14 protein-coding genes and 1 pseudogene are annotated in these 21,850 nt (G+C 70.3%); 7 read left to right on the top strand and 8 right to left on the bottom strand.

Annotation, left to right across the window (positions count from 1 at the left end):
- Window positions 1–9: 9 nt before the first annotated feature.
- Window positions 10–1,677, bottom strand: a complete 1,668-nt coding sequence (locus LRD69_RS07830; RefSeq protein WP_277325830.1) for an alpha-L-fucosidase — start codon at window positions 1,675–1,677, stop codon at window positions 10–12.
- Window positions 1,678–1,819: 142 nt separating this feature from the next.
- Here LRD69_RS07830 and LRD69_RS07835 point away from each other — a divergent pair, with 142 nt between their 5' ends.
- Window positions 1,820–2,125, top strand: coding sequence for a hypothetical protein (locus LRD69_RS07835; RefSeq protein ID WP_277325831.1), 306 nt, complete (start codon window positions 1,820–1,822; stop codon window positions 2,123–2,125).
- 107 nt (window positions 2,126–2,232) lie between these two features.
- The gene (locus LRD69_RS07840; protein ID WP_277329660.1) at window positions 2,233–3,741 is read left to right on the top strand and encodes a DUF1996 domain-containing protein; all 1,509 of its coding nucleotides are present in this window, start codon (window positions 2,233–2,235) and stop codon (window positions 3,739–3,741) included.
- A 41-nt stretch (window positions 3,742–3,782) separates the two neighbouring features.
- Here the strand turns inward: LRD69_RS07840 and LRD69_RS07845 are convergent, their stop codons facing one another.
- Window positions 3,783–4,208, bottom strand: a complete 426-nt coding sequence (locus LRD69_RS07845; protein WP_277325832.1) for a hypothetical protein — start codon at window positions 4,206–4,208, stop codon at window positions 3,783–3,785.
- Between the two features lie 174 nt (window positions 4,209–4,382).
- On the opposite strand from LRD69_RS07845, the gene LRD69_RS07850 reads away from it, so the two are divergent.
- From LRD69_RS07850 to LRD69_RS07870, 5 genes are all read left to right on the top strand, one after another.
- Window positions 4,383–6,368, top strand: coding sequence for a hypothetical protein (locus tag LRD69_RS07850; protein ID WP_277325833.1), 1,986 nt, complete (start codon window positions 4,383–4,385; stop codon window positions 6,366–6,368).
- A 375-nt stretch (window positions 6,369–6,743) separates the two neighbouring features.
- A complete protein-coding gene (locus LRD69_RS07855; RefSeq protein WP_277325834.1) occupies window positions 6,744–7,022 on the top strand; it encodes a hypothetical protein in 279 nt (92 codons plus the stop codon).
- Window positions 7,023–7,190: 168 nt separating this feature from the next.
- Window positions 7,191–8,099 (top strand): metal-dependent hydrolase, encoded by a 909-nt coding sequence (locus LRD69_RS07860; protein WP_277325835.1) that lies wholly within the window; start codon window positions 7,191–7,193, stop codon window positions 8,097–8,099.
- 3 nt (window positions 8,100–8,102) lie between these two features.
- A complete protein-coding gene (locus tag LRD69_RS07865; protein ID WP_277325836.1) occupies window positions 8,103–9,182 on the top strand; it encodes a PDR/VanB family oxidoreductase in 1,080 nt (359 codons plus the stop codon).
- A gap of 135 nt (window positions 9,183–9,317) precedes the next feature.
- Window positions 9,318–10,040 carry a TetR/AcrR family transcriptional regulator gene (locus tag LRD69_RS07870; protein ID WP_277325837.1) on the top strand — a complete coding sequence of 241 codons (723 nt, stop codon included), beginning with the start codon at window positions 9,318–9,320 and terminating at the stop codon, window positions 10,038–10,040.
- 12 nt (window positions 10,041–10,052) lie between these two features.
- Here LRD69_RS07870 and LRD69_RS07875 read toward each other — a convergent pair whose 3' ends face one another.
- The 6 genes and pseudogenes from LRD69_RS07875 to LRD69_RS07900 form a co-directional block, all read right to left on the bottom strand.
- On the bottom strand, window positions 10,053–10,403 hold the full coding sequence (locus LRD69_RS07875; RefSeq protein WP_277325838.1) for an isomerase: 351 nt from the start codon (window positions 10,401–10,403) through the stop codon (window positions 10,053–10,055).
- An 82-nt stretch (window positions 10,404–10,485) separates the two neighbouring features.
- A pseudogene (locus LRD69_RS07880) lies at window positions 10,486–10,956 on the bottom strand (regulator); the annotation flags it as partial.
- A 235-nt stretch (window positions 10,957–11,191) separates the two neighbouring features.
- Window positions 11,192–16,504, bottom strand: coding sequence for a pullulanase-type alpha-1,6-glucosidase (gene pulA, locus LRD69_RS07885; protein ID WP_277325839.1), 5,313 nt, complete (start codon window positions 16,502–16,504; stop codon window positions 11,192–11,194).
- 403 nt (window positions 16,505–16,907) lie between these two features.
- Window positions 16,908–18,614: a carbohydrate-binding module family 20 domain-containing protein gene (locus LRD69_RS07890; RefSeq protein WP_277325840.1), complete on the bottom strand. Its 1,707-nt coding sequence runs from the start codon at window positions 18,612–18,614 to the stop codon at window positions 16,908–16,910.
- A 413-nt stretch (window positions 18,615–19,027) separates the two neighbouring features.
- Window positions 19,028–20,026: a LacI family DNA-binding transcriptional regulator gene (locus LRD69_RS07895; protein ID WP_277329661.1), complete on the bottom strand. Its 999-nt coding sequence runs from the start codon at window positions 20,024–20,026 to the stop codon at window positions 19,028–19,030.
- 131 nt (window positions 20,027–20,157) lie between these two features.
- A complete protein-coding gene (locus tag LRD69_RS07900; RefSeq protein WP_277325841.1) occupies window positions 20,158–21,834 on the bottom strand; it encodes a glycoside hydrolase family 13 protein in 1,677 nt (558 codons plus the stop codon).
- Window positions 21,835–21,850: the final 16 nt, after the last annotated feature.

Below are 21,850 nucleotides of genomic sequence, written 5' to 3' on the forward strand. Positions count from 1 at the left end.
GCCGATGGCTCACCCGGTCGAACTCAGGTGCAGGGTGGTCGCCCCCAGGTACGGTGCGGCCCGGGATTCCAGGACCTTGACCCGTACCGCCGTCGCGGTGACGGGCGAGGCCAGTGTCAGGATGCGCCGGTTGCCGATGGTGGTGCCCTCGGCGATCCGCTGCCAGCTGCCATCGATCCTGGCCTCCACGGCGAACTTCTCGACCCGCTGCCCGTGCCGGATGTCCTCCCGGACGGCGACCCGGTCGAAGGTGTACGGTCCCGGACCCTTCGTACGCCGCACATCGGTGCCGTAGGTGCTGCGTACCGCCTTCCCGAAGGCCGTCAGTGACGCGACGTCCGCGTCGGCGATCCGGCCGTCCTGGCCGGGCGGCACGTTGAGCAGCAGTGAGGCGTTCCGGCCGACGCTCTTCTCGTACAGGTTCATCAACTGCGCGGAGGTCTTGGGCTGTTGGTCCGGGTGGTAGAACCAGCCGGGCCGGATGGAGACGTCGGCCTCGGCCGGGTACCACTGCAGGTACTCGGTCGTCGGGTCGAGGAGCCTGGCGCGGGAGCCGATGTCCGCATCGGTCGAGTCGTTGGGCAGGCTGCCGAGTCCGGTCCACGGGTCGGTGGCGTGCGGGGTGACGCTCCACTCGGTCTCGCGGGCGGTGCCGCCCTCGTTGCCGACCCAGCGCACGCCCTGCGGGCCCTGGAAGACGACGGTGTTCGGCGACAGCGCCTTGACCATGTCGAACCACTGCTTGACGTTGTACTTCTGGGTGACCCCGGAGCCGGACCAGGGGTTGGCGCCGTCCAGCCAGAGCTCTTCGATCGGCCCGTACTGGGTGAAGATCTCGTAGAGCTGGTTGAGGTAGTACGCGTCGTAGTCGTCGGCCATCACCGTGAAGGTGCGGAGCTCATGGCGCTTGACGGCGGCGGCGCGGTCGTCGCCGGGGACGAGTGTGGGGATGGTGCGCTCGGTGACGGCGCTGCCGTTGCCGAACCTGCCCTCGCCCGCGGGCGCCCGGTCGCCGTCCTCCAGCGCCATCCTCTCGGGCAGGCTGAGCGGTTTGCCGTCCGCCTGCTTCTTGCGGATCGACTCGACCCACTGGGCATGCCAGGCATGCGGGAGTTCGGCGCCGTCGGAGGGCGAGAGGTACAGCCCGACCTTCAGTCCGGCCTTGCGGGCGGCCTTCACATAGGCGCCGACGACATCCGGACTGCCGGGGCTGAGTTCGACGGAGTGGTCGGTGTAGCGGGACGGGTAGAGCACGAACCCGTCATGGTGCTTGGCGGTGAGCATCACCTGCTCGGCACCGGCCGCCTTGTAGGCACGCATCCACTGGTCGGCGTCGATGCTCTTCGGGGCGAAGAGCTTCTCGTCCTCGGTGCCGGAGCCCCATTCACGGCCGGTGAAGGTGTTCATGCCGAAGTGGGTGAAGGCGGTGACCTCCCGCTGCTGCCAGGCGAGTTGGCCGGGGGTGGGAACGATGTTCGCGGCCTTCTCGATGATCCGCTCGGGGCTGTCGCAGGACTCGACGGTCATCTGCGATGCAGGCTTCACAGGCGCGGCGCACGAGGCGCCCGGTGACCTGGCGGCCTGGTGTCCGGGCTGCTGAGCGATGGCCTGCACGGGAATGAGCGCGACCGCTGCCGCCAGCGCGGACGCACTGAGCACACGGGTGCGTCGTGCCATGGTTCCCTCTCATTCTCGACCTCATTGGTCGGATCTATTGGGTGCCGACGTGCGCATGCTGCCGCACAACGAGGCCTACGGGAAGGGCGCCTACGAAATACGTCCCATCTATCACCAGGCATAACGGGGAGCACCACAGCCGTTGAACCACGCCGCCGCGTCGAGCCGGAACGCGTCGGCGGGCGCCGCCCCGGTCGCCGCGCTGCGCGAGGAGCGACCGCTGCCGCTCCCGGCCGAACGGTGCAAGGCAGTACGACAGTTCACCCCCGCCGACATGGCGACGGCGGGCACGGCAGACGACGACGCACTGCAGGACTTCCCGGCGCACGGATACACCCCCGCAGAACGCCCTCGTATCGGCGCCGACACGATGTCGAGGCCGGCGAACCGGATGGTCAATGCACCCATGGATCACCAGGTGACCGAGTTCGCTCCCGCACCCATGTGACCCGTTTTGCGAATGGAGATTTCTACAAACTTCTCCATTCACTGAACGCACCCCGAACCACACCCGTATGGAACGTCACGCTTCTCCCTCGAAGCATGAGGAGTTCCATGGGACGCACATCACGCAAACGTTCGACGCTGGCCAACCGGGCGATTGTCGCCTCGGCCGCATTGATTCTGGGCGGAGGTGGCTTGATCGCGGTCAACGTCTACGCTTCGGCGGGAGAGGGTTCGTCCGGATCGCCTCCGGACCGGACATGGAATGCGGGCACCCAGATGTCCACCATCGACTGTCCCGACGTGGGAAACGAACTTCCCGATGTGCCCGGCGAGGCGCGTGGGGAAGTGGACCGCGAACTGGCGGCCATGGATACCCAGATCACCGACGCATATCAGCAGTTCGCCGAACGGAAGGACGAGATCTCCCGCGATCCCGCCCTTGCGGAAAATGCCGTGCTCGGCCCGCTGAAGGACAAGCGGACGGCGAGTCTCGACCGGATTTCCACGGCCATCGATCGCACGGCGGACCGTCCGAAGAGTCTGGACGGCCTGGCACCGTGCAGTCTGCGCGCCGACGACAGCGACAACCATGCGGGTCAGGGCGCCGATCAGGGCCAAGGCCAGGACGACGGCATGGGCAGTGGCATGGACGACGGCATGGACGACGGCCAGGACCAGGGCGGCGACGGCGGCCAGGACCAGGGACAGGACCAGAACCAGGGGCAGCAGGGCAACGGTCCCGAGGCCTCCGACTTCGTGGACATCCAGTCCGTGGAGCCCAATGTCGACAGGCCGCGCCAACGCCGCGGCGCCTCGCGCGGTACCTTCACGACCGACTGCGGACGTAACCAGAACGGCAAATTCAACCCGGACAATGTCATCGTCGCGCCCGGCGTGAGCAACGGCGCCCACCATATGCACGATTACGTCGGCAATCAGGCCAACGACGCGTTCGCCAGCGACGACGATCTGGCCAACGGCCGGACGACGTGCCGGAACCAGGGCGACAAGTCCACGTATTACTGGCCCGTGCTGCGGCTGCAGAACGGGACGGCCGAGAACGACGCGAATGCGGACGGCGGTGGAAAGGACCAGAACGTCGGAGAGATCCAGACTCCGTCCCAGGTCACGCTCAAGTTCGTCGGCAGCCCCACGGGCAAGGTCACAGCGATGCCGCGCTTCCTGCGCATCATCACCGGTGACGCCAAGGCACTCACCAATGGCGACGCCAATGCCAATGCCTCATGGAGTTGTACCGGATTCGAGGACCGCCAGCTCAAGGACAAATACCCGATCTGCCCGGAAGGCAGCCAGGTGGTCCGCTCGTTCGCATTCCAGAGCTGCTGGGACGGGCAGAACACCGACTCCGCCAATCACCGCACCCATGTCGCCTTCGCCCAGGAGAGCGGCCGGTGCCCGAGCGGCTTCCGCGCCATTCCGCAGCTGGTCCAGCGCATTGTGTACGACGTGCCGCCGGGCCCCGGCTTCGCCGTCGACTCGTTCCCGGAGCAGCTGCACAAGCCCGTCACCGATCACGGTGACTTCATCAATGTGTTCGACGACAACCTGATGAAGAAGGTGGTGAGCTGCATCAACAACGGGCGCAAGTGCCGCTGATCCCTTCCCCTCGCAGCACCCCGCCCCATCTGCCTGCGCGGTCAGCTCCCATGGTGACCGGAGTGCCCTGCCTCGCTCCCCCCACTGCCACTACCCCCCGAGTGGTGCGGCGAGGCGGTCTCCACCGTCCCTCCGAGCCGGCCGCGCAGTGCTGCGACCACGTGGGCATCGCCGACGGCGACCCATTTGCGGCCGACCAGATACGAGCCGCCGTAGTCGTTGGCCTCGTTGATCCACTCACGCTGCCCGCGGTCGGTCGCGAAGGTGGCCAGCACATAACGCCCTTCGTCTGTCGTGCAGTTGGCCTGCCGCAACTCCTGTGCGTCGGTCTGGATGTTCGGCTTGCAGTGCGCCTTGGCGGCCAGTTGCTCCAGGCTGCCCGTCGCGGCGGGCGGGACGTCCGGCTTGTCGTCGCCACTCCCGCTGCACGCCGTGAGCAGGGCCAGCCCGGCAAGGACAACCGCCACTGCCCCCGCCCTGGCCCCACCGGCCCCGGAACCAGGCCCTCGTCGCGTCTCCAACTGCTTCACCATCCGGCCATCGTGCCCCTTCACCCCCGTCGGCGCGGCCGAACTCCCGGATCGGCGCGAACCGGTGGGAGGCCGGAGTGACCATCGCACGATTCGCTCGTTCAGCTGAATGTGCGCCCACTGCCAGAAGTACCGCCCTCCGCCGCCCCGGCCGACGCGGCCCAGGCCGACGCCGAACAGGCCGCTGTGGACCACGTCGGCCTGGAGCGGGCCGAGGCGGCGCTCGTCGAGCACTATCCGCGGCTGGTCAGGCTCGGCTACCTCGTACTGCCGCCCTCGCTCGGCCCCAACCGCAGGGTACTGACGGCCCACTCGCTCGCGCAGCGGTCCCTGCCGCCGGGAAACCGGACGGCGTTCGCGGACGGGCACGGCATCCCGCTCCCCCGACGGCCCGCCGGTGCGCCGGCGGTCGACCCCGGTTACGCGCACGTCCGGCAGCGGGTGCTGCGCTCCGCACTGCAGGCGGGTCGTCCCCTGCGCCGGATCGCATGGCCGCGCCGGGCCCAGCTGCCACCGCTGCTGCCCCAGGTATGGGGACTGCGGCTGTTCCCGCACTCCGGTGGCGCGGACGAACTCGCCCTGGACCAGGTGCTGTCGGCGCTGTCCGGGCCGGCGCGCGCGGCGCACGTCCTGCGCGGCCTGGAGGGGCTCGCGGACGCGGAGGTGCGGCGGGTGCTCACCGCCGCCGGGGTCGCGGACCCGCGTGCGGCGCTGCGGGAGGCGGACGCGGTGACGGCGCCGTATGCGCTCCTGCGCTCCACGGAGTTCGATCCCTGTTCCCTTCAGGCCCGGCCGCCGGATCTGCTGCGCCGCCGCCAACACGCGAAGGCAGCGCTGGCCGCGGTCCTCGCGCTGCTGGTGTGCGGGGCCCTGCTGGGGCTGCCGGGTGGCGGCTGGGGGCGCGACCCTCTGGCCGCACCGTTGTACGCCCGCAACCCGGCGGCCGAACAGGCCCTGGATCCGGCCGCATTGCTGCGTGTTCCCCGGACGTACTGGCGGAGTTCGCCCCGTACCGACTTCAGCGCCTGGCCCACGCGCGGCGACCGCACCGACGACACCCGGCTGCTGCGGCGCGCGCTCGCCGTCTGGGCGCGCCCGGGCCGCGGGGTGCGGTCGTCGACGACTCCGTCCACCCCGGTCGGGCCACCGATGGGTGCGCCGCAACTGCTGTACGCGGGTGAGGTGGGCAGGACCGCGGTGGTGCTGTTCTACGACGGCCTGCGCATCGTTCGGTACGCGGAGGCCCGCGACGCCGATCCGGCGCAGGGTGCGGCGCTCGACTTCGCACGGGTCGACGGTGCGGACGCGACGTCGGCGAACGCCCTGGTGGTGGGCCGTGGGGAGGGCAGGGTCCGTTATCTGACGGCGCCCTGGGTGCGGGCGGTGTCCGTACGGGATCTGCTCGCCCCCGGCCGGGCCGCGCGGCGGCTGCACCGCGACCGGGACGGTGTGACCGACGCACTGTCCAGCCCGGCGACGGCCCGCAACTGCCGCTCCTGGTCCGCCGTCGAGATGCGTGACGGTACGGCGACCCGACTGCTGACGGACCTCGGCGAACTGGCCCCGGCCCGGCTGACGTCGGGGTCGCCGTCGGCGCCGCACGACGTGTCGGGACGGGCGGAGCGGGAGAGCTGGGCGCGTACCGCCTGCTTGCTGCCCGCGGTGCGGGCCAACGGCGTGCGGTCGGTGAACTCCTGGCCGTACGCCCGGCAGTGGCTGCCCGAGGGCAATGGGTACGCGCAGTGGCTGTGCACCCGGGCGGAGACCTGGCGGGGCACCGGGAGCCGGGTCCTCGCCCAGTTCCAGGCGCCGTCGTCACCGTCGAGCGCACCGGGCGCCGTCGCGGCGCGTGCCGAGAACTCGACGGCGTGCGGTGGGCGCGATCCACGGGTGCTGGCGGGCGTGCTGTGGAAGTCGCGCGGCGGCCGCTGGTACGTACTTGCGGCAGGCAGCAAACAGTTCGCCTCGCTGACCACATCGGGCGGGGTGCGGGGCCGGGCGCGTGGGCATCTGCTCGCGATTCGGGCGCGGGCGGGCGACCGGGCTCGGCTGAACGGCGTACTGACGAACGGCATCCGTGTCGGCGCTCTGCGCTGACCATGTTTTCGTGCCGTTTCCCGTACTCCCACGCCGAGGTCCCCTGCTCAGGCGGTGCATGGCGCCGATCCGCGGATCTCCCGTGCGCGTGCCGCCGATCGGGACGCGGAGTCGCTGCCGGACGTACGTGCCCGGGGCGCCTCGGTGGGAAACCGGCAGGTGGGCAGGCCGCCGAGGGACGAATGGCGTCACAGGAGGGGCCCGGGGAGGGAGGTCCACGGATTGCCTACAGGGCCCGGTTCCACACTCGGCGGCATTGCAGCAGATCGGGTGTCCTGGTGCGCGTGGCGCGGTCATCGGGGGCTGTCGGGGGACGACGGTTGCCATGACCGATCCGAGCAGGCGCTCCGATGCCTGCTGTGACAGGAGATAGTTATGCAAGTTTCCCGATTGGCTGCCGCGGCCTGCGTGGCTGCCGTCGTCGTGCTGGGCGGCGCCGGCGCGGCCCAGGCCGCCGCACCCTGCGCTGCGCCCGCTGTCCACTCCGTGAAGGCCGACAACGGCCGGTACGGGGATGACGACTACCGGGACTACGGCCGCTGGGGCCACAAGGACCGCGACCACGGCCGCTGGGGCCACAAGCACCGCAAGCACCACCGCTGGGGCCACCACCACCACCGCAACCACGACCACGGCCGCTGGAGCCGCTACTAGGACCGGCACGGGGATCACCTTTCCCGCTGTTCCGATCCATATCGCAGGATGACCTGGGCCTGTGGCGTCCCTCCACCGAGGAGGAACGCCACAGGCCCGACGCATGCGGCCGCAGGAATTCGCTGCACGGCTCTGTTCCCCTCGCGTACCCGTCAGTACATTGACACCATGTCTAACACGCAGCAGCCAGCGGCGGTCGCGTCGGAGCGGACCGAGCTGAAGGCCCGCAAGGTCTCCTTCGCCTGGGAGAAGACCCCTCTCCACTGGGTGCCGGGCGACCCCTTCAGCACGCACACGATGAATGTGCTCCATCTGCTGCTCCCGGCCGGGGAGCGCTGGTTCATCCATGTGTACCGGCAGGTGCTGCCGTACATCCATGACGAGCAGCTGCGACGCGACGTGATCGGGTTCATCGGCCAGGAGGCGGTGCACTCCCAGGCTCACGACGACGTGCTCCCCCACCTCAAGAAGCTCGGCCTCGACCCGACCCCGTACACCGCACAGGTCGACTGGTTCTTCGAGAAGCTGCTCGGCGACCGGACGCTGCCGCCGGGCAGGGCGCGCACCTGGTGGCTGATGGAGCGGGTCGCGATCATCGCGGCGATCGAGCACTACACGGCATTCCTCGGCGACTGGATCCTCAACTCCGAGGCCCTGGACCGCAAGGGCGCCGACCCCACCATGCTGGACCTGCTGCGCTGGCACGGCGCGGAGGAGGTGGAACACCGCTCCGTGGCCTTCGAGGTCTTCATGCACGTCGACGGCGGCTACCGGCGCCGGGTGCGCACCTGGGGACTGGCCTTCTCCGCCCTTGTCTTCCTGTGGCAGCGCGGCGTCCGCTTCTTCATGGAGAACGACCCCAGCCTGCTGGACGGCAAGGCGTCGTTCAAGGAGTTCTACGACAGCGGAAAGCGCGGCACCCTGCCCTCGACGCCCGCCCTGCTGCGCTCCATCCCGCGCTATCTGAGCCGCACCTACCACCCCTCCCAGGAGGGCAGTACGGCGCAGGCCGTCGACTATCTCGCCCACTCGCCCGCGGCCCTTGCCGCCGAGGCCCGTATGACGGGAACCCCCTGACCCATGGCTCTGCCCCGCCTGCGCACCTTCCTGCTCGTCACCGGCGCCGCGCTGCTCGCCAAGCGCGCGCTGCACCGCCGCATCGAACGGTCCCCGCTGTGGCCGATGCCGGCCCTGGAGGAACCGGTCTCCGGCCACTCCGGCAGGCGTTCGACCACCGCCCGCCGCCTGCTGATCACCGAGCGGACCACGCCTGCGGACGGTGTGGTCCAACTCCGGCTGGAGGGCCCGGACCTCCCCGCCTGGCAGCCCGGTGCCCACCTGGACCTCGTCCTCCCCTCGGGCCTGGTGCGTCAGTACTCGCTCTGCGGCGACCCGGCCGAGCCCGGCACGTACACGGTCGCGACCCGGCTGGTGGAGCACGGCCGGGGCGGCTCGCACGAGGTCCACGCACAGCTCCACGAGGGCGAGGAGATCGAGATCCGCGGCCCCCGCAACCGCTTCCCGCTCGTCACCGGCGCCTCCGCGTACGTTTTCGTCGCGGGTGGCATCGGTATCACCCCGATCCTTCCGATGCTGCGAGCGGTTGCCGCCTCCGGCGCCGACTGGCGGCTGCTCTACGGAGGCCGTACGCGCGCCTCGATGCCGTTCCTGGACGAAATCGAGAAGCTCGGCGCGGACGGCAACCGCGTCACGGTCGTACCGGAGGACGAGTCGGGCCACCCGGACGCGCCGGCAGCCCTCATGAGCCTCGCGCCCGGCACGGCGGTCTACTGCTGCGGCCCGGAACCCTTGATGGACGCGGTGACGGCCGCCCTCCCCACCGACTGCACCCTGCACCTGGAGCGCTTCACGGCAGCGGCCGCCTCGCCGGCCGACTCCGGCGCCTTCGAGGTGGACCTGCACCGCACCGGCCGCACGGTCCAGGTCGCGGCGGGCCAGTCGGTCCTGGCCGCGGTCCGCGAGCAACTCCCGTATGTCTCGTACTCCTGCGAGCAGGGCTTCTGCGGAACGTGTCAACAGCGCGTGCTGGAGGGCGAGATCGACCACCGCGACGAACTCCTGACGGACTCGGAACGCGACGACACGATGCTGATCTGTGTCTCGCGGTGCCGGGGCGAGCGGCTGGTGCTGGACCTCTAGGGCCTGTCCGGACTGCAGGCCGGGCTCCCGAGGGACAGCCCTCGGACATGGATCGCGGTGTCCCCGGGAGCACCTCGCCGCGTCCGCCCGGACACCACCAAGCTCCCGTCCCCGCCCGGTCGGTACGCTGTTCGCATGACGACCGGGGTGCGGCGCAGGATGGGCGTCGATGAGCGCAGGCAGCAGTTGATCGGCGTCGCGCTGGAGTTGTTCAGTCGACGCTCCCCCGAAGAGGTCTCCATCGACGAGATCGCTGCCGCCGCCGGGATCTCCCGGCCGCTCGTCTACCACTACTTCCCGGGGAAGCAGAGCCTCTACGAGGCGGCGCTGCGGCGGGCCGCCGACGAGTTGGCGGCGCGCTTCGTCGAACCGCGCGAAGGGCCCCTCGGGGCGCGGCTGCGGCGGGTCATGGGGCGGTTCTTCGACTTTGTGGACGAGCACGGGCCGGGGTTCTCCGCACTGATGCGGGGCGGGCCCGCCGTCGGGTCGTCGACGGCGAACGCGATGATCGACGGGGTGCGGCAGGCGGCCTACGAGCAGATTCTCACGCACCTGGGAGTGCAAGACCCCCCGGCCCGGCTGGAGTTGGTCGTGCGGTCGTGGGTGTCGCTCGCCGAGTCGACGGCCCTGATCTGGCTCGACGGGCGGCGGATTCCGCGCCAGGAGCTGGAGATGCAGCTGGTGCACGACTTCGCGGCGCTGGCCGCCGTGAGCGCCGCGTACGACACGGAGATGGCCGGCATCGTGCTGCGGGTCCTCGCGCAGGAGCCGGCCGACGGGCCGTTCGGGGAGCTGCTGACGCGGCTCTCCGCGCTGGCGCCCGCCGTACCGGCCGTGCCCGCGCAGCGGATGCCGTGACGGTCGTACGGGTCAGCGCTTGCGGTAGGACGGGTCCAGATCGCGGGTTTCGGCCGAAGCGTGCACCGTGAGGCCGTCGGCGGGCTTGAGGTGCGCGGCCAGCAGTTCCAGTACGGACTCGGTGAGCTGCGCCTTGATCCCGTCGGTGCGGCCGGGCAGCAGGCCGATGCAGATGTGCAGGATCGCGTCGCCGGTGGCGGCGTCGGCCACCACGGACTCGTCGACCCGCCGGAAGCGGGTCTTGCAGGCGGCGATCTTCGTGGTGACGGTCTCGGCGACCAGCGGGTGCAGGGCGAGTGCGAAGCCGCGGCGGTCGAAGGTGTCGTCGAGCTCGGCGGAGTAGTCGACGGTGATCTGCGGCATCAGATGCTCCAGGGATGCGGGTCGGGCCGGTTGTCGGACCCCAGCCTTACGGTGATCAGCACGACCGCACAAGAGCATCCTGCAGCGGTGCCACCTCGATGAGCTGCTCACCCTTGATGTCGAGGGGCTGCCTGCTGGTGGCGAGAACGGTGAGGCCGGGGGACGTGGTGAGGATCTCGCCGAGCAGATGCCCGCAGGAGGGGCGCAGGCGTTCGCAGGAGTCGAGGACGAGCAGCAGCTGCTTGCCGGTGAGCCATTCGCACAGGGCGTCGACGGGCATGCCCGGGGTGTGGACGCCGAGCCCGACCGCGTCGGAGACGGTCGCGACCAGCGGTCCGTCGTCCTGGAGCGGGGACAGGTCCGCCCATCGGGCTCCGTCGCGGTGGGCGGGTGCCGACTGCCGGGCGGCGCGGACCGCGAGCCGGGTCTTGCCGGCGCCGCCGGGGCCGATGAGTGTGGTCAGCCGGCCGGCGCCCAGTGCGTGTGCGAGCCGGGCGAGTTCCGCCGTGCGTCCGACAAGGCCCGTTGTCTCCTCGGGAATGTTTCCCACCATGGTCACCGTCACTGTCCGGCACGCGGCACGATCGAGCACTGTTCCACCGGCGCAGTGCCGGGCGCCCTGTTCCTTCGCCCGGACGTCCGGGGTGGGCTGAACCGGCCTCCTTCCCGTGCGGTGTACGCGCACGGGAAGGAGGCGGGAACGAGGCCGTACGTGGGGAGGGCGCGCCCGGGAGTGTGCGCTGCGGCTCATTCCCCGGCGGCTGCCCTCAACGTAGTCCTGTGCGGTGTCACCGCAGCGAGAACACGGCCACCGTGCGTCCCGGGACGGTGAAGCTTCCCGAACTCCTCTCGTACGAGGCCTTCTTGACAGTAAGATCCGCGCCCGCGGCCTGGACGGGGTGCAGGGCGTAGTTCTTCCCGGTCAGACCGGCGATCTGCTGGCGCTGGGTCCCGGGGGTCGCGTTGAGGACGATCACCAGCTTTCCCAGCTGCATGGTGATGACCCCGGGTGTCTCGTCCGTCCCGGAGAGCGGGAAGGACAGGGCGGACTGCACCTGCTCGGAGGTGGCCAGCGAGAACTCCTTCTCCGTGGCGCGGATGGTGAGCAGGTCCTGGTACGCGGCGGACGCGCCGTCGATCTGCGCGCAGCCGGGGCTGAGCGCGGGGGCGGTCAGCAGGGGCTTGGCGTAGGCCCACTTGGACTGGTTGTCGGCCGCGGGCGGCAGTCCGCGGCCGAAGCCGTTGCCGTCCCGGCAGTCCCAGTGCAGTGCGTTGAACCAGTCCCCGCTGTCGAACGAGTTGCGGTCCAGCGACTTGGAGCGCAGCAGGTCCGTGCCCGCCTGGGAGAGCGAGGGGCCCTGCGAGAGGGTGGCGGTCGCCATCGCCAGGACCTGCATCCTGGCCCGGTCGGCCGCCGAGGTGCCCGCCGGGAGTTTGAAGGCGAGGGCGTCGTACAGCGACTCGTTGTCGTGGGCGTCGGCGTAGGCGAGGGCGTCACCGGGGACCGCGGCGTATCCGGCGGGGGCCCCGTTGTAGTCGACACCCGAGCCCTTGACCGTACGGCCCGCGGAGTCGGTGAAGGTGAAGTCGGCGAGGTTGCCGGTCAGGCCGACCTTGATCAGGTCCTGGTAGTGGAGCAGCCGGGCCTTCTGTTCGGCCGGGGTGCCGTTGGCGGTCGAGGTGTTGGGGTCGGTGTAGAGGCCGCTGGCGAAACCCTGGACGCCCGGGTCCTCGTCGAACGGGCCGCCGCCGCGGACGGCGTCGCGGGCCCGGTCGGAGAAGGTGGCGACGCCGGTGCCGGCCATGTTCTTCTGGGTGGCCTGGACGAAACGGGCGTCGTCGGCGATCTCGCCGAAGTTCCAGCCCTCCCCGTACAGGATGATCTTCTTGCCGTCCACGCCGTCCTTGGCCACGGTCAGCGCGTCGAGCGCCTTGCGCACGGCGAGGATGTTGGCCTTCGGGTGGTGGCCCATCAGGTCGAAGCGGAAGCCGTCGACCTTGTACTCCTTGGCCCAGGTGACGATCGAGTCCACGACGAGCTTGCCCATCATGGTGTTCTCGGGCGCGGTGTTGGCACAGCAGGTGGACGTGGCGACGGTGCCGTCGTCCAGGAGCCGCTGGTAGTAGCCGGGCACGATCCGGTCGAGTACGGACTTGTCGTCCTGGCCGGAGGCGACGGTGTGGTCGTAGACGACGTCCATGACGGTCCGCAGTCCGGCGCCGTTCAGCCCCTGCACCATCTGCCGGAACTCGACGGTGCGCCTGGTGCCTTCCGGGTCGGAGGCGTAGGAGCCCTCGGGGACGGTGTAGTGCAGCGGGTCGTAGCCCCAGTTGAACCCGTCCTTCGCGGCGGCCTTCGCCACGCACGCCTGCTGCTCCTCGGAGTCGGGGGCGTAGACCGACAGGTCGCAGGCAGGCTTCTGCTGGGCCGACTTCTTCTCGGGGATGGTGCCGATGTCGAAGGCGGGCAGCAGGTGGACGTAGCTGGTGCCGGAGTCGGCGAGCTCCTTGAGGTGCTTCATCCCGTCCGAGCGGGTGTCGGTGAAGGCGAGGTACTCACCGGGGTGCTCGGAGGTGGGGTCCGCGATCGAGAAGTCGCGGATCTGCAGCTCCTGGATCTGGGCGTCGCGCAGCGGGACGGCGGCGGGCTTCTTCAGTCCGGACCAGCCCTTGGGCGCGAGGCGCGGGTCGTCGAGGTCGACGACGAGGCTGCGGGCGGAGTCGGTGGTCAGGGCGGTGGAGTAGGGGTCGGTGACCTTGTTGGTGACCATCTTCTGGACGGTGGGCGCCCATACGTCCACCACGTAGCGGTACGGCTTGCCGGTCCAGCTCGCGGTGCCGGTGACCGACCAGACTCCGGTGCGGTCGTCGCGCCGCATCGGGACGCTCTTCCCGTCGAGTTCGAGTGCGACGGTGCGGGCGGTGGGGGCCCAGACCGACAGGGTGGGACGGCCGTGGTCGAAGACCGGGCCGAGCGCCGCCGTGGTCGCGTTCTTCCCGTACAGGTCGTCGAGGACACCGGCACTCTGTACGCCGGTGGCGGCGAGCAGGGCGCCGTTGGCGGCGCGCTGGGTGGCGATCAGCTGGCCGCGCAGCGCGCCGCGGATCCTGTCCCGGTCGCGCGCGTCGATGGTGAACGCCGGGTAGTCCTTGAGATGCGGGTACTTCGCCTTCTGGGCGTCGGTCAGTGCGGACGGGATGAGCCGCAGCCACTGCCCCTCGTCGGAGAGTGCCCCGTCGACGACGGAGATCCCGCCGTCCTTCGCGTGGACGAGCTGCTGGCTGGTGGCCTCGGTGGCCTTCACCTTCCACACGACGGTGTCGGAGTCGATCCACTGCGCCTCGGCCTTCGTGAGGTCCGGGGTGGGGACGCCTCCGGTCTGCGGCAGCAGGTAGCCGGTCTGCCCGGCGAGCAGCCACACCTCGTGGCCATAGGTGGCGAGATCGAGCGACTGGTCGCTGGGGAGGTCCTTCTCGTCACCCTTGTGCAGGATGTAGCTGAGGGACGTCGCCCCGTCGGTGAGCGGGACCTCGAAGGTGACGCCGTACGCGTCCTCCTTCACCGGCTGGAGCGGCTTGGCCCAGTCGGTGGGGTCCTTCGCGCCGGTCCAGGTGTGCAGTCCCCAGCCGTCGTAGTTGCCGTCGGCCCGGTGGTAGTGCAGGACGGCCTTGGCCGTGTCCGGCGCCGGGTAGGCGCCGTCGGGGGCGGTGTCGGCCTGGCCGTCCTTGCCCTGCTCGATCCAGACCTGTCCGGTCCTCGCGAGATCGACGGTGCGCTGCGGCCCGTCGGCCACGCCGTCCTTCTCGACGGTGTACGGGACCGAGGAAGCGCCCTCGCCGAGCTTGATCCAGGCGAACGCACCGTAGGCGTCGCGCCCGGTGAACCCGGCCGATGCGTCACCCGAGGTGAGCTGCCAGCCGTCGTAGTCGCCGTCCGTGCGCTTGTAGTGGACGACGGCGTAGTCCCGCTGGACGGCGACGGGCTTTCCGTCGGCCGGCGCCTGGCCCGCGGTCGTCGAGGCGAGCGTGCTCGCGGTGCGTCCGGCGCGGTCGACCACAACGGCCTTGTACCGCAGGGGCGTTCCTGCCGCGACCTCGCTGTCCAGGTGCTGGGTGACCTTGTACGGGGCGTGGTCGGCGGAGCCGAGGGTGACCCACGCGCCGTTGCCGGTCTGGGCGGCGAAGACGACCCGGGAGAGGGATCCGCCGTCGACGTCCGCGGAGATCTCGACGGTGCCGGTGGCTCCGGCGGCGGGCGCCTTCAGCGTGATCGAGGGCTTGGCGGCCGGGGCACCCAGGGGCTTCTCTGCGCGCAGCACGATGCTGGAGAGGGCGGGCACGGTGACGGTGATCTTCTTGTCGGCGCCGCTGCGGACCGTACCGGAACCGCCGTACAGCGTCCGGAAGTTCATCGCGGCCGACTCGGTGGACAGCTCGACGGACTTCGCCTCGGTGCCGTTGTTGGTGGCGACGACGTACTCGTTGGGGCGCTTGGGGTCCGTACGGGAGAACGCGTAGACGGAGCCTTCGGCGTACCTCTCGGTCTGGACGCCGTCACGCAGCGCCGGGTTCTCCTTGGTCAGCTCGGAGAGCTCGGCGATGTTCCGGTACAGCGGGTGGCCGGTGTCGTAGGCGTCGGAGGCGTGCGTGCGGTCGGTGCCCAGTTCGTCGTCGTCGAGGTAGTCGGCGGTCTTCGAGGCGAACATGGTCTGCCGGGCGTCCTTGTCGCCGCCCGCGCCGGTGAAGCCCTGCTCGTCGCCGTAGTAGACGACGGGGTTGCCACGGCTGAGGAACATCACCTCGTTGGCGAGGCGGGCCCGGTCGACGAGCTCTGCGTCGTCGGCCTTCGGGTTGTCCTGCTTCAGGAACGTGCCGATGCGGCCCATGTCGTGGTTGCCGAGGAACGTCACCTGCTCATAGGCGTTGGCCTTGTCGGTGGTGTACCGGTAGTCGTCGCCGAAGACGGCGGCGAGCTTCGAGGCCGGGGCGCCCTGCGAGGCGTACTGCCGGGCCGCTTCCTGGAACGGGAAGTCGAGCGTCGCGTCGAGCCGGCCCTGGGTGACGTACGGCGAGGTGATCGCGGTGTCGGCGGAGTAGACCTCGCCGAACATGAAGAAGTCGTCGCGGCCGTGCGTGGCGGCGTAGGTGTCGAGAGCGGTCGCCCACTGGGTCCAGAAGTCCAGGTCGACGTGTTTGACCGTGTCGATCCGGAACCCGTCGATATCGAAGTCGCGGACCCACTTCTCGTAGATCTCCTCCATGCCGGAGACGACCTCGGGCCGTTCGGTCCACAGGTCGTCGAGACCGGAGAAGTCGCCGTACGTGGTGGACTCGCCGGCGTACGTCGAGTCACCGCGGTTGTGGTACATCGTGGGGTCGTTGAGCCAGGCCGGGACCTTCTGGCCGGTGTTCTTCGGCGTGTACGGGAAGGAGTCCGCGTCGACCTTCGCGAGGCCCTTGCTGTCGTCGAACGGGCGGCCGTCCCGGTCGAGGTAGGGGTAGGCGCCCTTGGGCCGGTAGCCGTACTTCTTCTCGGCGTAGTCGACGGTGTCCGCGGTGTGGTTGGTGATGACGTCGAAGAAGACCTTCATGCCCTTGCCGTGGGCCTTGTCGATCAGCTTCGCCAGGTCGGCGTTGGTGCCGAAGTGCGGGTCGACCTGCGTGAAGTCGGTGATCCAGTAGCCGTGGTAGCCGGCTGATGCGTCCTTGCCCGTGCCCTGGATGGGGCGGTTCTTGAAGATCGGGGCGAGCCAGATGGCGGTGGTGCCGAGGCCCTTGATGTAGTCGAGCCTGTCCGTCAGGCCCTTGAGGTCGCCGCCCTGGTAGAACCCCTTGTCCGTGGGGTCGTAGCCGGTCTCCAGCCGCGAACCGGTGAGCCCGCCGCGGTCGTTGGAGGAGTCTCCGTCGGCGAACCGGTCGGGCATGACGAAGTAGAACTGCTCGCGGGTCAGATCGTGCCGGGCGGGTTCGGCGGCGAGCCGCGCGTCCGACGGCGGGCCCGGGGGCCGCGGCGCGGCGGTGGTGGCTGCCGCCGGGACGACGGGTATGAGCGCCGCGCACAGAGCGGCGACGGCTCCCCGTCTGAGGGTGGTACGGGACACGGGTGCGGTCTCCTTGATCGGTCTTGCAGGGGTTCTCGGACTGGACGGACAAGTCGGGTGGGCCGGGGGGGCGGGGGTCCACCAGGGCGTCTCCTCGGACGCCGCAGACTCCCCCACACCGCAGGGAAGCCGTGCCCTTACTGCGTCGTCCTGCGGGGATCGCCCTGGCACACCCCCGCCCCGGGGCGCCCGGGGGCCTCCGGTGCTGGACGCCCACCGGTCGGCGGCGGTGCGCCGGGGGGACGTATCGGGGCGATCCCCGCAGGGTGACGCAGTAAGTGGTCGGTTCGCGCACGATGTCGGGGAGTCTGCGGCACTCGAGGAGACGCCCCGATGCGGCACCGGCCCCCGGTTCAGCCTCCGCACCGGGACAACGTGGTCCGCCGCCCCGGTCCGGAGGACCTCAGCTTCGCCAGACGTCGCTCGTCAGCGGCACCTTGCCCGACGACGGCACCGTCGCCGTGCGGTTGGCCCCGCTCTCCCAGGTGACGGCGCCGCTCGCGTCCTTGCGGATGTACTTGTACTCGAACGACGTCCCGGCGGGCATGCTCACATCGAGTTTCCAGACCGGGTACGTGGCTGGGTCGAGCTTGAGTGCGCTGTCCGTGTTCCAGTTGCCGAGCGCGGACTGGTTGCCGGTGACGTAGATGTTCTGGCCGAGCTGGGTGGTGGCGTTGACACCGAAGGAGGCGCCGGAGACACCCGTACCGGGGTCGGTGGTGCCACCGCCGGAGCAGGTGCGGGCACCCACCTGCAGGGCGACAGCCGTGTTCGCACCGAGCGTCGCCGTGAACTGGCCGGAGCCGTTGACGGTCACCCCGTTGCCGGACTGGATGTCGCAGTAGTCACCGGCGGGCAGCGAGGTCTGGAACGTACGGGTCAGCGACGAGCCCTCGTGGTTGATGGCGACGTACGCCTTCGACCCGCGGCCGAACGCGATCTGGTCAGCGCCGTTGTCCCACCAGTTCGTGACGGCCTCGCCGCGCGCGGTGTTGCGGAAGCCGACCATGGAGGAGATCTGCGGCCAGGCGTGCTGACACTTCCAGCCGTCGCTGTAACAGGCGTTCACCGTACCGCCGTTGGGCGGCCCCGCGTCCTTGTCGGACCACTCGTAGCCGGAGTGGACGTCGGGCGAGCCGTACGGCCAGGCCAGCATGAAGACATTGGCGAGGGTGTAGTTGGCCCCGTCCTTGTAGTTCAGGGTGTCGCCGCCGCGCTCGGTGTCGTGGTTGTCGACGAAGACCCCGGCCTTCGAGGAGGGCATGAATCCCCAGCCCTCGCCGAAGTTCTTCAGTTCGGCGAGGTTCTCGTTGTTGAAGACCTGCTTGAGGCTGCGGGCGTAGCGGAACTCCTGGACGTCCCCGGTGCCGGTGTACTCGTCGGGCGAGACGGCTTCGCCGGCCCCGTAGATCGCCTCCTGCTTCCAGTAGACGCCGGGGTCGGTCAGCCGCGACTTGATGTTGGCGAGATCGCTCGCGGGCATGTGCTTGGCGGCGTCGATGCGGAAGCCGTCGACGCCGAGCGAGCGCAGGTCGTCGAGGTATCCGGCGATCCTGCCGCGGACGTAGTCCTCACCGGTGTCGAGGTCGGCGAGCCCGACGAGTTCGCAGTTCTGGACGTTGGCCCGGTCCTGGTAGTTGCTGATCTGTGCGGTGCAGTCGTCCATGTCGGACGAGGAGTACAGGCCGGGGTAGTTGTACTTCGTGTACGAGGAGCCGCCGGTGCCGGTGCCCGACCCGGACGACATGTGGTTGATGACGGAGTCGGCGACGACCTTGACGCCCGCGCTGTGGCACGTGCCGACCATGGCGGCGAAGGCCGCGCGGTCGCCGAGCCGACCGGCGATCTTGTAGCTGACCGGCTGGTACGAGGTCCACCACTGGCTTCCCTGGATGTGCTCCTGGGGCGGCGAGACCTGGACGTAGCCGTAGCCGGCCGGGGCGAGCGTGTCCGTGCAGGCCTTGGCGACGGAGTCGAATTTCCACTCGAACATCACGGCGGTGACGTCCTTGGTGCCGGGTGCGGACGCCTGGGCGGGGGCGGCGGTGGGGACGAGGGCGGCGGCGCCGGCTATCAGGGCGAGCGCTGCAGACAGCGGTCTGCGTGCCATGTCTTTCCTCCTGCGGTGGGGGAAATGCGGGGATGACGGTGCAGCCTCACGTGGCAACGCGTCCTGCCCTCAAGGCTTCTGAAGGTTCTTGCTGCAAGAATGCAAAGCTTGCCGCGGAGCTGACCGTACGAGCCCACCCCATCCGGGTCAACCCCCTGGACATGACCCGCTTACATCCCGCACACATCCCTGAAATCTTGCATTTTTCTTCTTGCAAGGGCTTACGCAAGATATTGCGGTGCTGTTAAGTTCATCCCGACTCCGGCCCGGTCGGCCGGGGGTTCCGGTACCTCAGGGGCCCCACGCGCCCGGCCGGCCGGGCCGGTCACGGCAAGAGAGGCACCCGGAGTCACTCACTCCCCGCCGGTCCATTCAGGGCCGACTCCCGGTGCCTCTCCTGTGCGTTCGCCGTGTCAGACGGCGCGGACCGCCGCGGTGGACCCCCGTACCACCAGCTCCGGCTGGAACACGTACTCCGTACGCTGCACGGGGCTGCCGCCGATCTCCTCCAGCAGCGCCCCGACCGCGGCGGCCGCCATCGCCTGCACGGGCTGCCGCACGGTCGTCAGGGGCGGATCCGTGAACGCGATCAGCTGCGAGTCGTCGAAGCCGACCACCGACACGTCGCGCGGCACGTCGAGCCCGCGGTCCCGGGCGGCGCGCACCACGCCGAGGGCCATCAGGTCGCTGCCGCAGACGATGCCCGTGCACCCCTGGTCGAGCAGCGTCCCGGCCGCGACCTGGCCGCCCTCGACGCTGAACAGCGTGGAGCAGACGAGGAGTTCGGCCTCGGCGCGGGTCATGCCGAGCAGCTTCACGGCAGCATCGACGAAGCCGTCCCGTTTGCGGCGGGACGGCACATAGCGCTGCGGCCCGATGGCCAGGCCGACCTTGCGGTGGCCGAGTTCGGCGAGATGCCCGACGGCCATCCGGACGGCGGCAAAGTCGTCGGGCGAGACGAAGGGGGCGCTGATCCGTTCGTTGTAGCCGTTGATCAGGACAAACGGCACGCCGCGGTCGGACAGCGCGGCGTACCGGGCGGGGTCGGCCGACAGGTCCGCGTGCAGTCCGGAGAGGAAGACGATCCCGCCGACCCCGCGTTCGACGAGCTGCTCGACGAGCTCGTCCTCGGTGGCACCGCCGGGCAGCTGGGTGCAGAGCACCGGGGTGTAGCCGTGCCCGGCCAGGACCTGCTCGACGGACTGGGCGAACGCCGGGAAGATCGGGTTGGTGAGCTCGGGGGTCACCAGTCCGATCAGCCCGGCGCTGCGCTGCCGCAGCCGTACCGGGCGCTCGTAGCCCAGGATGTCGAGCGCCGCGAGCACCCGCTGACGCGTGGTGTCCGCGACGCCCGGTTTGCCGTTGAGAACCCGGCTGACGGTCGCCTCGCTGACCGAGGCCTGACCGGCGATGTCCGAGAGCCTCGGCGCACCGCCGCTCCCCGGGCCTCTCGTTCGGGTCTTGCCGGGCTCGCGGGTACTGGCGCGGTCCCCGCTCCCTGATCCGGCCTGATCCGAACGAGAGCCCCTGGGCAGGGGGACGGTCACACCGTCCACCACACCGTGGTGTCCGCCGGCAGCTCGGCCTCGGCCCCGTCGGTGACGACGGGGCTGCTGGAGAGCATCACCTGACCGGGGACCGGGATACGGACCGGCCGGCCGGTCGTGTTGACGGTGCACACGAAGCCGGGGCGGGCGAAGGCCAGCAGCCCCTCGGGGGCGTCCAGCCACTCCACGTCGGTCCCGGCGCCGAGCCCCGGGTGCACCCGCCGTGCGGTGAGCGCGGACCGGTACAGCTCCAGGGTGGAGCCGGCCGTGCCGGTCTGGGCCTCGACGCTCAGCTCGCCCCAGCTGTCGGGCTGGGGCAGCCAGCTTCCTCCGGTGCCGAAGCCGTACGAGCTGCCGTCGCGGGTCCACGGGATGGGCACGCGGCAGCCGTCGCGGTAACCGTCCTGGCCTTCGGCGCGGAAGAACGACGGGTCCTGGCGGGCCTCGTCGGGCAGGTCCGTGACGTCGGGCAGGCCGAGCTCCTCACCCTGGTAGACGTAGGCGGAGCCGGGCAGCGCCAGCATCAGCAGGCTGGCGGCGCGGGCCCGGCGCAGGCCCATCGCGCGGTCGCCGGCGGTGCGGATCTGGGTGCCGAGGCCGGGCGGGTTGGCGAACCGGGTGGCGTGCCGGGTGACGTCGTGGTTGGAGAGCACCCAGGTGGTGGGGGCGCCGACCGGGCGCATCGCGTCGAGCGAGACGTCGATGACCTTGCGCAGCTCGGCTGCGTCCCAGTCGGTGGAGAGGTACTGGAAGTTGAACGCCTGGTGCATCTCGTCGTGGCGCACATAGTTCGCGGTGCGCTCGACGGTCGGGGTCCATGCCTCGGCGACGGCGATGCGGTCGCCGGGGTACTCGTCGAGGATGGTGCGCCAGGAGCGGTAGATCTCGTGCACCCCGTCCTGGTCGAAGAACGGCATGACATCGTTTCCGAGCAGCTTGAGCTGGTCGTGGGTGCCGAGGTCGGGCAGGCCCTCGGCCTTGACGAGCCCGTGGGCGACGTCGACACGGAACCCGTCGACGCCCATGTCGAGCCAGAACCGCAGGATCGAGCGGAACTCGTCGGCGACGGCCGGGTGTTCCCAGTTGAAGTCGGGCTGCTCGGGCGCGAACAGGTGGAGGTACCAGTCGCCGGGGGTGCCGTCCGGGTCGGTGGTCCGGGTCCAGGCGGGACCGCCGAAGATGGACTCCCAGTCGTTGGGCGGCAGCTCGCCGTCCGTGCCCTTGCCGGGGCGGAAGTGGTAGCGCTCGCGCAGTGCGGAGCCGGGGCCCTCGGCGAGGGCGCGCTTGAACCACTCGTGCTGGTCGGAGGAGTGGTTGGGCACCAGGTCGACGATGATCCGCAGGCCCAGGTCGTGGGCGTCCCGGATCAGCGCGTCGGCGTCCAGCAGGGTGCCGAACATCGGGTCGATGGCGCGGTAGTCCGAGACGTCGTAGCCCGCGTCGGCCTGCGGCGAGGCGTAGAACGGGCTGAGCCAGACCGCGTCGACACCGAGGTCCTTGAGGTAGGGAAGTCTGCCGCGTACGCCTGCGAGATCGCCCATGCCGTCGCCGTTGCCGTCGGCGAAGCTCCGTGGATAGACCTGGTAGATCACCGCGTCCTGCCACCAGCCGGTGCGGTGGCCCACGGCGTCGCCGGACGTGCCGGTGGAGGGGGCAGCGAGGTGCTGGGTCATGTCGTCCCTGAGGTGT

Source organism: Streptomyces sp. JH14, assembly GCF_029428675.1.
Taxonomy (GTDB): domain Bacteria; phylum Actinomycetota; class Actinomycetes; order Streptomycetales; family Streptomycetaceae; genus Streptomyces.